We start from the raw sequence: 13,018 nt of genomic DNA, 5'->3' as shown, positions 1-13,018 counted from the left end.
ATTTGACGAAGTGACTTATTTATTAATTAATAATCATTTTTATTTGAAAATTATTTAATTGAAAAATAAGGAATAGTTACATCAAAAATATATTGGCATGAACCGTGCTAGATTCATTCTATTGATACTCTAATTATTACTCTTAATTAGAATAACGCGTTGCATTTATCGCCATATATAACGGCTATATATAACAGCTATATATAACAAAAAGCAGGAGAATATGATGAACCGTTTCATCATTGCAGACCCTAAAAAATGTATTGGTTGCCATACTTGTGAAGTGGCTTGTGTTGTGTCACATCAGCAAGCAGACCAAGATAATTTAGCCATTGACCAAATTAGTGAGCAAAATTTCCAACCTAGAATTCATGTGATCAAAGGATTCTCAATCAGTACAGCAGTTGTTTGTCACCAATGTGAAGATGCCCCTTGTGCCAATGTGTGCCCAAATGGCGCTATTATTCATAACAAAGATTATTACTATGTCGATCAGGAAAAATGTATCGGCTGTAAAACCTGTGTACTAGCTTGTCCTTATGGCACGATGGAAGTGGTTTCTCGTCCTGTTATGCGCAAATCAACTGCACTTAATGCGATTGAAGCATTTAAAGCAGAAGCAAACAAATGTGATTTATGTCACCACCGTGAAGCGGGCCCTGCATGTATTGAAGTCTGCCCAACTCACGCTTTAGTGTGTATTGATAGAGATGTACTTGAAGAAATGGTTAAAGAGCGTCGTCGTAAAGCTGCTTTTGACACCGGTGCTGAATTGTTGTTCTAAGATCAATAATAAAGCAACTATGTACTGATACTATAGTTGCTATTATTTATCCTGCTTCAATAAGGTATCGACATGCATGAAATCACGCTTTGCCAGAGCGCATTTGAGATAATAGATTCTCAAGCTAAATTAAATAATGCAAAAAAAGTAAAAAGCGTATGGATGGAAATTGGCGCATTATCTTGTGTTGAAGTCAGCGCACTTGAATTTTGCTTTGATATTGTTTGCAGAGACACCCTTGCCCAAGGCTGTGAATTACATATTGAGGTTATCCCCGCAAAAGCATGGTGTTGGGATTGTCATCAAGTTGTCACTGTTTCAACCTTTAATGCAGGTTGCCCATCTTGTGGTAGTCAGAATATGCGCGTTGAAAATGACGATGCAATGCGAATAAAGCAAATAGAGATCGAATAGGGGTTGTTATGTGTCTTGGTATTCCAGGTCAGGTTGTTGAAGTTGGAAAAACAATCACTGAAAATGCGATGGTCGATGTTTGTGGCGTTAAACGAGAAGTGAATATTGCGCTAGTCTGCGAAGGTGAGCCTCATACGATGATTGGCAAATGGGTGCTGGTGCATGTTGGTTTTGCCATGAGTATTGTCAACGAGGAAGAAGCAAAAGAGACTCTGGATGCTTTGATGGCAATGGGCGAAGTGGAAGATGATGTCTCTGCTTTTCTTTATGGTGAAGAGGGCGCGCCGAAGAAAAACTGAGTTAGTTTTGTACTATTGCACGATTAATTTCTTTTTCTTATACTTGACCTTCATCTTTCGAAAGCTGGGACGACCCAGCTTTTTGTCTTTGTATTCAGGGGACGACCCCAACTTATCGAGTAGGGGAAGTTATGTCTTGGATTATTCTTTTTATCGCGGGTTTATTAGAGATCGTTTGGGCTGTTGGTCTTAAGTACACACACGGTTTTACGCGCCTAACACCCAGTATTATTACCATTAGTGCTATGGTTGTGAGCATGGGGATGTTGTCTTATGCCATGAAAGGCTTACCTGCGGGTACAGCTTACGCAATTTGGACGGGTATTGGTGCAGTGGGTACCGCAATCTTTGGTATTTTGGTCTTTGGTGAGTCTGCGAATATCTATCGTTTACTCAGTTTAGCCATGATTATTTTCGGTATTATTGGACTGAAGTTAGCGAGTTGATTATCATCAGTTTTCCATAAAAAAGCCACTCAATTGAGTGGCTTTTTATCTTACGTATTAATCAATTACAGTGTAAATACACCAATGATAGCGATAACGCTGATAATTGCTGCACCACCATAAAATACCCATTTGCTTGCAGGTACATGCACTTTAAAATCGTGCAGAGTATGGTGAATACGGTGTAATGCACACCAAACTGGTAGAACAATCATTAGCAGTAAGAACAGACGACCAATGATGCTTTGGCTAAATGCCATAATACGTTCGTAAGTAAATGCTTCTGGCGCAATACCCATAGGGATTAGGATACCGAGCAGGATGATGATTGCTGGAGAAACAATCGCACTCCACATACCACCTGCACCAAATAATCCCCAGAAAATAGGTTCATCAGAGCGCTTAGGAAGTTGATTCTGATTCATTATTTCCTCCTGGGTTAAATTAACGCCACTGCCAGAATAGCGGCAGTAACAACGATAGTGACACCCCAGAAACCACGAACGATAGGTTCTTGTGGCATTTTTTCATCTTTAACAACGATAACCACTGCTTTTGGTGCAAGTTTGAACCAAGTCGCAGAGTGGAAGACCGTTGCAATAAGGGTCACAATGTTAATCAGCATTACAATTGGGTTGCTCAGGAATCCAACGAAACCTGCCCAACTTTCTGGTCCATTTTTCAGTGCGAATACACCAAACAGTACAACCAGACTGAACCAAAGTTGTGGAAGACAAGTTCCTTCACGGGTGATATAGAAACGATAGAATCCAAGTTTCGTCCACCAGTTTGGTTGCATGCCACGAACATAAGGCTTACGTTTTGTTGTCATGTCTTGTTTCCTCCTTAACGTGGTTTCAGCATCGCAATGACAAAGTCTTGCGCACTGGCTGCTTTACCTTGCTGAATAGCGGCAGCAGGATCCACATGTTTTGGACAGACTTCAGAACAGTAGCCAACAAAGGTACAAGACCAGACACCGTTCTCACCATTTAACTGAGGCATACGCTCTTTTGCCCCATGGTCGCGACTATCTGTGTTGTAACGTTGAGCTAATGTAATCGCTGCTGGGCCAATAAACTCTGGGTTTAGACCAAACTGCGGACATGCTGCATAGCAAAGACCACAGTTGATACAACCAGAGAATTGGTGGTATTTCGCCATTTGAGCAGGAGTCTGTTTATTCGTCCCTTCTGAAGGCTTACGATCATTACCGATGATATAAGGTTTAATCGCTTCTAAGCTTTCAATAAAGTGGGTCATATCGACAACAAGGTCACGCTCAACTGGGAAGTTACCCAGTGCTTCAACTCTTACACCGTCTGGATATTCACGAATAAACGTTTTACAAGCTAATTTAGGCACTTTGTTGACCATCATGCCGCAAGAGCCACAAATCGCCATACGGCAAGACCAACGGTAAGAAAGATCAGGCGCTAAATTGTCTTTAATATAACCCAATGCGTCCAGTAATGAGGTTTGCTCATCATAAGGAACATCATAAGTGACGAAATGAGGCGCTTCGTCCGTTTCTGGGTTATAGCGCATGACTTCCATTTTAATGTGCTTCATGTCATCAGCCATTCGCTTTCTCCTTATTCTGCTTGTCTTGTGCAGTCGCTTCACCACCATAGACACGTTTAGCAGGAGCAGATTTCGTGATCTTCACATCGCTATATTCTAAACGAGGGGCACCTTCTGGGTTATAGAACGCCAGAGTATGCTTCAGGAAGTTCACGTCATCACGCTCAGTACAACCTTCGTCAAGACGTTGGTGTGCACCACGAGACTCTTTACGATTGATTGCGGAATGAGCCATACATTCAGCGACATCTAAACCAAAGCCAAGCTCAATTTTGTACAGTAAATCTGTATTAAAGACGCTACTGGTGTCTTTAATTTCAACGCGTTTGAAACGTTCTTTTAATTCAGCCAGTTTATCAACGGTTTTTTGCATTAATTCAGGTGTACGATAGATACCGCAACCTTCTTCCATTGATTCACCCATTTCATCGCGAATTTGTGACCAGCTTTCAGAACCTTTTTGGTTCATCAGTTTTTTCAGGCCATCTTCGATATCACGAGTACGAGCATCTAATGCTGATGCGTTAGCAGGCGCCGCTTCTTGTGCACAACGAACCGCTTCTTCACCTGCAAGACGACCGAATACAACCAGTTCTGCCAGTGAGTTAGAACCTAAACGGTTAGCGCCGTGTAAGCCAACAGATGAACATTCACCCACCGCAAACAGACCTTTAATACGAGTCTCAGTTTGTTGGTTAGTTTCGATACCACCCATCGTGTAGTGAGCAGTAGGACGAACAGGGATTGGTTCATTAACTGGGTCAACACCCACATACGCTTTTGCCAGTTCACAAATAAATGGCAGACGTTCATGAAGTTTTTTCGCACCCAGATGACGTAAATCAAGATAAACAACGTCACCACGGTGTGTTTTGATGGTACGGCCTGCGCGCCACTCATGCCAGAAAGCTTGAGAAACTTTATCGCGAGGACCTAATTCCATGTATTTATTTTCTGGTTTACCTAATGGGGTTTCTGGTCCTAGGCCGTAATCTTGTAGATAACGATAGCCATCTTTATTAACCAGAATACCACCTTCACCACGACAACCTTCGGTCATCAGGATACCTGAACCTGGTAGGCCAGTTGGGTGATATTGAACAAATTCCATATCACGCAGTGGAACGCCATGACGTAAAGCGATACCCATACCATCACCAGTAACAATACCGCCATTGGTATTGAAACGATAAACGCGTCCTGCACCACCTGTTGCCATAATGACAGCGTTAGCACGAATTTGAACTTTCGTACCTTCCATCATATTAATCGCAACAAGACCACGAGCGTGACCTTCATCAACAAGAATATCGAGAACGAAATGTTCGTCGAAACGTTGAATTTGTGGATATTTTAAGGATGTTTGGAACAGGGTATGTAGCATATGGAAGCCGGTTTTATCGGCTGCGAACCAGGTCCGTTCGATCTTCATCCCACCAAAACGTCGGACGTTGACTGACCCGTCTTCTTTACGGCTCCAAGGACAGCCCCAGAGTTCTAGTTGAGTCATCTCTGTTGGACAATGCTCAACGAAGTAATCTACGACATCCTGTTCACACAACCAGTCACCGCCTGAAACGGTATCATTGAAGTGGAAATCATAGGAGTCGTGAGCCTGAGTCACTGCTGCTGATCCGCCTTCTGCTGCCACGGTGTGGCTACGCATTGGGTAAACTTTTGAGATCAGAGCAATTTTCAGTTGAGGATTCGCTTCCGCTGCAGCTATTGCTGCTCGTAAGCCTGCGCCCCCGGCTCCGATTATCGCTATATCGGCATTAAAGGTTTGCACTGCGCTTCTCCATTGTTCAAGTGAAAATTGGAATAATTGTCTAGAATTCAATTCACTGACATTATTAATTTGTAATGCTATTTTTTTAAGCTATCCGTAACGAAATTGTTTCACTGCCTTGTGACTGCGCTTGATAACATCTTTATTATCATTGACTGTAATTTTAGTATAACGAAATGTAGGGCACCGAAATTTGATATGAATGATGGTTTTCCCGTATTTCGCAAAAAAAGTGTGATCCACACCAAGAATTCTGGGTTTTGATAATAAGCTGCCAGAGAAACTTGAAGATCAAATAGAATATATTTTTCTAAATTGAAAATTATAAATAGTAATGAATAACCTGTTTTGAAAGTATAGATAACTTTAATTGAAAATGACAATGATTTTTTATTAAATGTTGATTTTAAAGGGTAAATGTTTTTATCTTTCTTAAGTCTAATTTAAATTAATAAAAACACATTCCAAATTTTAAAATAAATTTTTTACTATTTATCTAAAACAAATCGGTTTGTCTTGTTAATTGTTAATAAAATATTAATAATATTTCTAAAGGTTTTTAATACTAATCAAAATACGTAGATTTAAATAGAAAGTTAACTTTGAAGTTTAGATGAATTTGGCTATTTAAATATAAGCATAGTGTTAGTTTATTGTTATTTGTAATTGAGAAAAAGAATTATTCCAATTAACTCTTATTATAAAAATAGCGAAAAATCACTGAGTTTCTTACTTTGAATTGGTGTTTATTTAAACGATAAAAAGTGCCAAAAAATAGATGTTTTGTAGAATTACATTTATTTGTCTTATGTGTTTTTACTTAAAAAAAGAAAAGATTGGTGAAAAAATATAAAATAAAACCTCTCTTTATTAGGGGAAATTTGTCTGTTGAAGAGGATGCGAGTAAACTGCATGCTTTGTTTTCTGTTGGAGTTTTTCGTTCATGAGTGAAATCGCGGATTGGCAGCCAAGCGCCTCAATCGCCAACTTGCTAAAAAAGGCGAAAATAGTCAGTAATATTAGGCGTTTTTTCGCTGATCGTGGTGTGTTAGAAGTTGAAACACCTATGATGAGTCAGGCTACCGTTACCGATGTTCATCTTTACCCATTTGAAACCCAATTTGTGGGGCCTGGTGCTTCTCAAGGGCTAAAACTTTATTTGATGACAAGCCCTGAATACCACATGAAGCGTTTATTAGCCGCAAATAGTGGGCCAATTTATCAAATGGGGCGTTGCTTCCGTAATGAGGAAGCCGGTAGATATCATAATCCGGAATTTACGATGCTAGAGTGGTATCGCCCTTGTTTTGATATGTACCGGTTGATGAATGAAGTCGATGATCTACTGCAAGAAGTCTTAGATTGTGATGCATCAGAGTCACTCTCTTATCAACAAGCATTCCTGCGTTATCTCGATATCGACCCTTTATCTGTTGATAAAGAAAAATTACGTGAAGTGGCTGCAAAACTGGATTTATCAAATATTGCAGATACTGAAGAAGATAAAGATACGTTACTTCAGTTGCTATTTGTTTCTGGGGTTGAACCTCATATCGGTTTAGAAAAGCCAACCTTTATCTATCATTTCCCTGCGTCACAAGCTTCATTAGCTGAAATTAGCTCTGAAGATCATCGTGTAGCAGAGCGTTTTGAAGTTTATTTTAAAGGTGTTGAGTTAGCGAATGGATTTCGTGAGCTGACGGATGCACAAGAACAACGCCATCGTTTTGAACGTGATAATCGTCAGCGAGTGGCAATGGGATTACCAGAGCAACCTATTGATGAGCGCTTTTTAGCGGCGCTTGAAGCAGGATTGCCAGAGTGTTCTGGTGTGGCTTTAGGGGTTGATCGTCTCATTATGTTGGCGCTTGGTTTAGAGCATATTAGCAATATAATTGCGTTTCCTGTTTACAGGGCATAAGTCCATCTATCGATGAGAATTAAAAAAGAGAGCCTAGGCTCTCTTTTATTTTTTTGATTTTCGGTTTTGTCTTCGCTTTTCTTCTGCTTCAAGCGCTTTTTCTTGAAACTTCGCAAATTTATTCCCTGTTACGTCTTTCATATAGCGATAATTAATAAACCAATATGTAATACATGAAAATAAAATAACCCACCAGATTAAGAGTAGTTTTAATGCAGAATTAACACCGAGTATTAAATTAAAACTAATCAAGACCATTAAGCTGACAAATACCGAGCTAAATAACCCGCCTGCAATTTGTGGCATATATTTTTTTAAAGGAGTGATACTTATTAATGGTAAAATAATCGCCATTGAAAATAACGTACCAAATGTGGCAAGCATAATAATCATGATGGGATCACCAAGACCTAATATCCAATCGGTGATACCAAAAAATGAAAAAGGAATTTCTATCATAAAGTTGCCTCCCTACTTGGATAGAAAAGAGGGATGTCTTTAAAATTAAAAATCAATTTAAACAATACATTAGGAAAAATATGTATTTCGGTATTATAGAGTGTGACGGATTGATTAAAAAACTCTCGTCTATCTGCAATACACTCTTCTAATTCTTTAGCTTGTGCTTGTAATACGTGTAAGTTTTTTCCGCTGATAAGTTCTGGGTATTTTTCAGCAATGATAAGTGATTTTTTTATTTGAGGTAACAACTGGTTAGCTAAATCAACTTTTTGGTCTAATACATCTGCGCGCAAATAGTGTTCTCTATTTTCAGCTAATTTTTCAAACAAGACTTTCTCATGATCCATCGCTTTTTGTGTAATCACTATCAACATGGGGATCAAGTCGGCTTGTTTTTTTAATAAAACATCAATATTTGCAAAGGCTTTATAGCAATTGTTCTTTAGCATCACCATGTTGTTATAAATCATCACTAATTGGCGTATTAAAAAATAAACCAAAGCGAGAATAAAAATGATGAAAATAAGCCATTCCATATTAATCAATTACCAAGATGAAGAGGTGCTATTAAAATAAAGTGTTAGTATGCCGTTTTGGTAATCCATTGGTATCACGAGAATGGATAAGATAACAAAAAGAGCAATAATAACGATGATGGCCGAGTTACGACGAAAGGGGCGTGCTTTGTTCCAACTAACAACATAATCTTGTGGTGATAAACCTAATAGATAGTGAGGAGCACTGTGTGTGATAACAACTTCATCATTGATAGGTTCTGCATTCCCAATTAATAAATAAGTGGTATCAGCTTCTAAGATGTACTCCTTAAAACGTTTATTGTTATATTCCAGATCTTGGTGAGGATCGATACCAAGATGAATTAAAGGTTTGTCAGCTGCAAGAATTTGAACCGAACCGGTATCATCTGTCATCGTGAAATTGTTGATCTTTTTGTCACAGAGTGTTTGGCGATAGCTTTTCTTACCTTCTTTATTTGTGGATATGTCATATTCATAATAGCAGTAGCCATAGCACTCTTTTTTGCCTAGGCGACTTGTTAGTTTTTTACCCGCAGTTATCTTGCCTTCAATTTCAACAAGCCCAATGGCTAAAGAACGAATTTTAGATGTCGCTAGAATTTTTTGAAAACGTAAAAAACGCTTTTCAGGTGTTTTTTTGGCAATTTGATAAACGAACATTAAAACGAAACTTAAAAAGAACAATCTATGGTCAATAAAAAAGCCAAAGCTTAAAAAGAGTAGCAAAAGGCTAATAAATACGGTGTTAACAAGTGCCGAAAATTTAGACTCACCTTCCATTTGTAATTGATGATAATTTTTTATCGCCTTTTCACCAATATTTCCAATATGATTTGAAATACCATAGGAAAATATCAAAATGACAGCGAATGCAATGCAGGAGATAAGATTAACAACAGAGTCTTCACCGCTAGGATAAAGGTCATTTCCTCGCGAAAAAAACAGATAATTTCCAGCAGCAAAAGCAATCCCTAAAAAGGGAACAATACCTAAATTGTTCTTCTTTTCTTGAGAGCGTTTACTGCGTAAAAAATAGATTAATGCGCCCACAGCACAGCCGATAAAAAAATAAATTAACACTGCAATTTATCCTTAATGCGGTTATTTAACTTCTTGTTATTTAACTTCTTGTTATTTAAATTTGATGCCTTCAAATTTCATTTCTTCTTTTGGTATTTCGAGTAATTGCATACGTTCAAAGCGGAAAAGACCGGCAATTAAGCTATCAGGAAACATCTCTATCGCAGTGTTGTAGTGAGTTGTTGCATCATTAAAACCTTCACGACGTTGAGCAATTTTATTTTCTACGTCACTAACAGCTGTTTGAAGTAATGCGAGTTGTTCACCTGAAATTAACGTCGGATAATTTTCAGCAAGGGCAATCATGCCTCGTAGTGCTGTATTCATCTCATTTGTAGCGCTAATTTTTTCATTAATATTTTGTGCTTTAAAATAGCGTTGTCTTGCGTCACTTAATGCAATAAATACACTTTTTTCGTGCTCCATTGCTTTTTCAGCTACCGCCATTAATTGAGGAATTTGGTCTGCTCTCTGTTTTAAAATAACGTCAATATTCGCAAACTGATTACTTACTTGATTACGTGTCGCAATAAGACGGTTGTAAATTGAAATTCCCCAACCAATAAAAAGAACGATAAGAATAAGTAAAATAATAGCCATTATTGTCATAGCGATCCCTTCCTCTAAATATTTAATAAATAATGATAGCTAAATTAAAAAGTAATTATGATTTTTAATTAAATTATCAGGGTAAGTTAGAGAAAGATGAAGAAATATACAATCAGAAAGGGCGCAATTATCCTACTCTTTTGCAAGAAAGAGCAGGATACTTGTCATATTTCAAGTTGCAGCGTTGTTGACCGTATTCATTCGCACTCGTCACATACTTATGTATGCTTCTAGAGTCTCATTCATTTGTCGCCTAGCTGCACCTTGAATTATTTAGAGCATAAATAAAATGTTATGAATTATTTAGCCTGTTTTTGTAAGAACTTAACCCCTAAATCAGGGAAGTCTGTAAAGACACCTTCAGCACCTGCTTGGTTATAAATGATGTCGTAAAGCTGATCACCATCTTTTGCGTATTTAGGTAGTTTATCAATACGAACAGTAAACGGATGAATGGTCAGTTTATTAGCATGAGCATCAGCAGACATACCAGTTAAGGTGATTTTTTCTGGTGTTGAATCTTTTTCAACTAACATATGGTAATCAGGGCCGATGGCATCAGCATAAGTTGCAATTTCTTTCATTGCACCTGGCTTAAACATCCACTCATAGCTGTAGTTTGTCCATGTACCATCAGGCTGTTTCTCATACGTCTCATTCCAGTCGGTATAAGCAATTAACTGAACAAGTTTTAGATCCATGCCCATTTTTGGCATCAATTCTGTTTTGATGCGTTTTAGGTCGTTAGCATCAAATGATTGTAGATAAACATTGTCGGTTTTTTTCGTATAACCGTACTGTTTAAGCACTTCCAGTACTTTGGTGGTAATGTCTTTACCTTCTTGTTCATGGAACCAAGGTGCTTTGATTTCAGGATAAATACCAATATCTTGGCCTGTTGATTTGTTTAGACCTTGGATAAATTCAATTTCTTCTTGGAAAGTATGTACACGGAAATCCGATTTACCCATAGGGAAACGGTTTGGATAACTTTGGACTTTTTTACCATCGACAATGTCAAAACCTTCGGTAAATTTCAGTCCCTTAATTTCCTCAAGGGTAAAGTCAATAGCGTAGTAACGGCCATCTTTTCTTGCTCTATCAGGGTAACGATCGGCCACATCTGTTACACGATCAAGATAGTGGTCATGTAAAACAACTAATTCGTTGTCTTTGGTCATCACCAAATCTTGTTCTAGATAATCTGCGCCTTGGGCATAAGCTAATGCCTTGGCAGGAAGCGTATGTTCAGGCAAATAACCACTTGCACCACGGTGAGCGATAACGACCTTATCACTTGCCGCTTGTGTGATTGCACTTAAAGATAGAGTTAAAAGAACGCCTGCAACTAACGGTTTTATTCTAAAAGATGTACTCATAAAGCTGCTCCATTTTAATTCTACGTACAACAAAGTTATGTACAGTTGGCAATAAAAAAGCCACATCAAAACAGTTGATGTGGCTTGGTTTTTAGAGATGAGATTTAACTAATTTCATAAATAATCAGTTAGCGATTATTCGTACTTCTGAAGCATTTCACGTTTGTGTTTGGTTTCAGTAATCATCACGATAAGTAATAACACAACAGACAGTGCACTACCGCCGATCATGACCATAAAGCCACCATCCCAGCCGAAGTAGTCAACGGTGTAACCTACGATAGCACTCGCCGCAACAGAACCACCTAAGTAACCGAATAGACCGGTAAAGCCCGCTGCTGTACCTGCTGCTTTTTTCGGTGCAAGCTCAAGAGCATGCAGACCAATCAACATAACAGGACCGTAGATTAAGAAACCGATGATTAACATACACGCCATATCAACATTCGGGTTACCCGCTGGGTTCATCCAGAATACGATAGTTGCGATAGTTACTAAGGTCATGAAGAACACACCAGTTGCACCACGGTTACCTTTGAACACTTTATCCGACATCCAACCACACAGCAGTGTGCCCGGAATACCTGCGTATTCGTATAAGAAGTAAGCCCATGATGATTTATCCATTGCGAAGTGTTTTACTTCACGCAGATAAGTCGGTGACCAGTCCAGTACGCCGTAGCGCAGTAAGTAAACGAACACGTTCGCGATTGCAATCATCCACAGAAGTTTGTTAGGGAACACATACTTCATAAAGATTTCTTTTGCAGTCAGTTCTTGTTCGTCAGTTTCTTTATAATCAGGTGGATAGTCGTTTTTGTACTCTTCAATTGAAGGTAAACCACATGATTGAGGGGTATCGCGCATTAATGCGAATGCAATCATTGCAACTAAGATTGCCGCAAATGCTGGCATATATAACGCTGCTTTCCAGTCGTTAAACCACGCCATACCTAATAAGAATAGTAATGGAGGTAAACCACCACCGACGTTATGCGCACAGTTCCAGATAGAAACGATACCGCCACGTTCTTTCTGTGACCACCAGTGCACCATGGTACGTCCACAAGGAGGCCAACCCATACCTTGGAACCAACCACAAAGGAACAACAGAACGAACATTACCATAATGCTCGAAGTTGCCCATGGTACAAAGCCCATAAATAGCATCACTAAAGACGCTAAAATAAGACCTGCGGGTAAGAAATAACGAGGGTTAGCGCGGTCAGAGAACGAGCCCATGATAAACTTAGAGAAACCGTAAGCAATCGAGATCCCTGATAAAGCAAAACCTAGGTCACCTTTAGAAAACCCTTCTTCTACAAGGTAAGGCATTGCTAACGCAAAGTTTTTTCTTACTAAATAATAAGCAGCGTAACCGAAGAAAATCCCCATAAAGATCTGCCAACGCAGACGACGATAGACAGGATCTATCTGCTCTTTTGGCAAACGCGCTTTATGTGGCGCAGGTCTAAACAGACTTAACATATTAGCCTCCGATGGCTTTTATTTTAATATGTTGATATTAAATAATGACAAAACGAACAGTGAAGTTATCAAAAAATTTTCTTTAACGAACTTAATAGTAAACTTATACAATCAAATTTACTGTGAGGTATTACTCAGTTGTCGAATAATTTTTCAAGATGTGCAATTTTGAGTGATATGTTAACTTTATCAAATACTTTTTGTTAAATAATTTGTGATTAGTA

General features: G+C 38.7%; 15 protein-coding genes. 5 read left to right on the top strand and 10 right to left on the bottom strand.

Features of this window, described 5'->3' with window-relative positions:
* Window positions 1-226: 226 nt before the first annotated feature.
* The 4 genes from hydN to sugE all read left to right on the top strand — a co-directional run bounded on the left by hydN (window position 227) and on the right by sugE (window position 1,943).
* On the top strand, window positions 227-784 hold the full coding sequence (gene hydN, locus ABN236_RS06530) for an electron transport protein HydN (protein ID WP_349473610.1): 558 nt from the start codon (window positions 227-229) through the stop codon (window positions 782-784).
* A 72-nt stretch (window positions 785-856) separates the two neighbouring features.
* Window positions 857-1,198 (top strand): hydrogenase maturation nickel metallochaperone HypA, encoded by a 342-nt coding sequence (hypA, locus tag ABN236_RS06525; RefSeq protein ID WP_088493870.1) that lies wholly within the window; start codon window positions 857-859, stop codon window positions 1,196-1,198.
* 8 nt (window positions 1,199-1,206) lie between these two features.
* Window positions 1,207-1,497 (top strand): hydrogenase maturation factor HybG, encoded by a 291-nt coding sequence (hybG, locus tag ABN236_RS06520; protein WP_036933156.1) that lies wholly within the window; start codon window positions 1,207-1,209, stop codon window positions 1,495-1,497.
* A gap of 131 nt (window positions 1,498-1,628) precedes the next feature.
* A complete protein-coding gene (gene sugE, locus ABN236_RS06515) occupies window positions 1,629-1,943 on the top strand; it encodes a quaternary ammonium compound efflux SMR transporter SugE (RefSeq protein ID WP_069368216.1) in 315 nt (104 codons plus the stop codon).
* Window positions 1,944-2,008: 65 nt separating this feature from the next.
* Here sugE and frdD read toward each other — a convergent pair whose 3' ends face one another.
* From frdD to frdA, 4 genes are read right to left on the bottom strand one after another with little or no spacing between them, the layout of a single operon-like run.
* Complete coding sequence (gene frdD / locus ABN236_RS06510; protein ID WP_088493867.1) at window positions 2,009-2,368, bottom strand: fumarate reductase subunit FrdD; 360 nt, start codon at window positions 2,366-2,368, stop codon at window positions 2,009-2,011.
* A gap of 14 nt (window positions 2,369-2,382) precedes the next feature.
* Window positions 2,383-2,775 carry a fumarate reductase subunit FrdC gene (frdC, locus tag ABN236_RS06505; protein ID WP_088493866.1) on the bottom strand — a complete coding sequence of 131 codons (393 nt, stop codon included), beginning with the start codon at window positions 2,773-2,775 and terminating at the stop codon, window positions 2,383-2,385.
* 14 nt (window positions 2,776-2,789) lie between these two features.
* Window positions 2,790-3,527 carry a succinate dehydrogenase/fumarate reductase iron-sulfur subunit gene (locus ABN236_RS06500; RefSeq protein WP_075672948.1) on the bottom strand — a complete coding sequence of 246 codons (738 nt, stop codon included), beginning with the start codon at window positions 3,525-3,527 and terminating at the stop codon, window positions 2,790-2,792.
* Window positions 3,520-5,316, bottom strand: coding sequence for a fumarate reductase (quinol) flavoprotein subunit (frdA, locus tag ABN236_RS06495; RefSeq protein WP_088493864.1), 1,797 nt, complete (start codon window positions 5,314-5,316; stop codon window positions 3,520-3,522). The genes ABN236_RS06500 and frdA overlap by 8 nt, the downstream gene beginning before the upstream one ends.
* Window positions 5,317-6,259: 943 nt before the next feature.
* Here frdA and epmA point away from each other — a divergent pair.
* Complete coding sequence (gene epmA / locus ABN236_RS06490; protein ID WP_349473609.1) at window positions 6,260-7,237, top strand: elongation factor P--(R)-beta-lysine ligase; 978 nt, start codon at window positions 6,260-6,262, stop codon at window positions 7,235-7,237.
* A 45-nt stretch (window positions 7,238-7,282) separates the two neighbouring features.
* Here epmA and ABN236_RS06485 read toward each other — a convergent pair whose 3' ends face one another.
* The 6 genes from ABN236_RS06485 to glpT form a co-directional block, all read right to left on the bottom strand.
* Window positions 7,283-7,696, bottom strand: a complete 414-nt coding sequence (locus ABN236_RS06485; protein ID WP_088493862.1) for a hypothetical protein — start codon at window positions 7,694-7,696, stop codon at window positions 7,283-7,285.
* Window positions 7,693-8,235: a LemA family protein gene (locus ABN236_RS06480; protein WP_088493861.1), complete on the bottom strand. Its 543-nt coding sequence runs from the start codon at window positions 8,233-8,235 to the stop codon at window positions 7,693-7,695. The genes ABN236_RS06485 and ABN236_RS06480 overlap by 4 nt, the downstream gene beginning before the upstream one ends.
* Before the next feature lie 9 nt (window positions 8,236-8,244).
* Window positions 8,245-9,318 (bottom strand): hypothetical protein, encoded by a 1,074-nt coding sequence (locus ABN236_RS06475; RefSeq protein ID WP_227718952.1) that lies wholly within the window; start codon window positions 9,316-9,318, stop codon window positions 8,245-8,247.
* A gap of 51 nt (window positions 9,319-9,369) precedes the next feature.
* Window positions 9,370-9,927, bottom strand: a complete 558-nt coding sequence (locus tag ABN236_RS06470; protein WP_088493860.1) for a LemA family protein — start codon at window positions 9,925-9,927, stop codon at window positions 9,370-9,372.
* 299 nt (window positions 9,928-10,226) lie between these two features.
* On the bottom strand, window positions 10,227-11,306 hold the full coding sequence (gene glpQ, locus ABN236_RS06465; protein WP_349473608.1) for a glycerophosphodiester phosphodiesterase: 1,080 nt from the start codon (window positions 11,304-11,306) through the stop codon (window positions 10,227-10,229).
* Window positions 11,307-11,441: 135 nt separating this feature from the next.
* Entirely contained in the window at window positions 11,442-12,794 is a 1,353-nt protein-coding gene (gene glpT, locus ABN236_RS06460; protein WP_349473607.1) for a glycerol-3-phosphate transporter, read from the bottom strand.
* Window positions 12,795-13,018: the final 224 nt, after the last annotated feature.

It is taken from the genome of Proteus sp. fly-1013 (assembly GCF_040140245.1).
GTDB lineage: Bacteria > Pseudomonadota > Gammaproteobacteria > Enterobacterales > Enterobacteriaceae > Proteus > Proteus mirabilis_B.
The sequence above is the reverse complement of the archived record's forward strand: the minus strand, read 5'-3'. Positions and strand labels throughout refer to the sequence as shown.